This window comes from Geobacillus thermodenitrificans subsp. thermodenitrificans DSM 465 (assembly GCF_000496575.1).
In the GTDB taxonomy this organism is placed as follows: domain Bacteria; phylum Bacillota; class Bacilli; order Bacillales; family Anoxybacillaceae; genus Geobacillus; species Geobacillus thermodenitrificans.
On record NZ_AYKT01000051.1, the window covers coordinates 1 to 1,180 of the forward strand.

The following is a 1,180-nucleotide window of genomic DNA, read 5'->3' on the forward strand; positions in this document are numbered from 1 at the left end:
CTTCTAAGCCAACATCCTGGTTGTCTTCGCAACTCCACATCCTTTTCCACTGAACGTGCACTTGGGGGCCTTAGCTGGCGATCTGGGCTGTTTCCCTCTTGACCACGGATCTTATCACTCGTAGTCTGACTCCCAAGGATAAGTCATTGGCATTCGGAGTTTGACTGGGTTCGGTAACCCGATGAGGGCCCCTAGCCCAATCAGTGCTCTACCTCCAAGACTCTCACCTTGAGGCTAGCCCTAAAGCTATTTCGGGGAGAACCAGCTATCTCCAAGTTCGATTGGCATTTCACCCCTACCCACACCTCATCCCCGCACTTTTCAACGTACGTGGGTTCGGGCCTCCAGCCGGTGTTACCCGGCCTTCACCCTGGACATGGGTAGATCACCTGGTTTCGGGTCGACGACGACGTACTCAAACGCCCTATTCAGACTCGCTTTCGCTGCGGCTCCGCCTCTTCGGCTTAACCTCGCACGCCATCGTCACTCGCCGGTTCATTCTACAAAAGGCACGCCATCACCCATAAACGGGCTCTGACTACTTGTAGGCACACGGTTTCAGGTTCTCTTTCACTCCCCTTCCGGGGTGCTTTTCACCTTTCCCTCACGGTACTGGTTCACTATCGGTCACTAGGGAGTATTTAGCCTTGGGAGATGGTCCTCCCTGCTTCCGACGGGATTTCCCGTGTCCCGCCGTACTCAGGAGCCGCTCGGGAGGGAACGAAGTTTCGACTACAGGGCTGTCACCTTCTCTGGCCGGCCGTTCCAGACCGGTTCGTCTACCCCGTTCCTTTCTCACTCCCATATGAGCGGTCCTACAACCCCAAGAGGCACGCCTCTTGGTTTGGGCTGTTCCCGTTTCGCTCGCCGCTACTCAGGGAATCGCATTTGCTTTCTTCTCCTCCGGGTACTAAGATGTTTCAGTTCCCCGGGTGTGCCCTCCATGCCCTATGGATTCAGGCATGGATCCTGCCCCATTACGGGCAGGGGGTTTCCCCATTCGGACATCTCCGGATCAACGCTTGCTTACAGCTCCCCGAAGCGTTTCGGCGTTTGCCCCGTCCTTCATCGGCTCCTAGTGCCAAGGCATCCACCGTGCGCCCTTTCTAGCTTAACCTACAGCGCGTTTCGGCTTCTTCCTTTGTTGATCGGTTATCTAGTTTTCAAGGAACGATTTGAA

1 rRNA gene is annotated in these 1,180 nt (G+C 55.7%); it reads right to left on the minus strand.

What is annotated here, in order from left to right:
- Positions 1-1,117, minus strand: a 23S ribosomal RNA gene (locus DSM465_RS0117850); the annotation flags it as partial.
- Between the last annotated feature and the right edge of the window lie 63 nt (positions 1,118-1,180).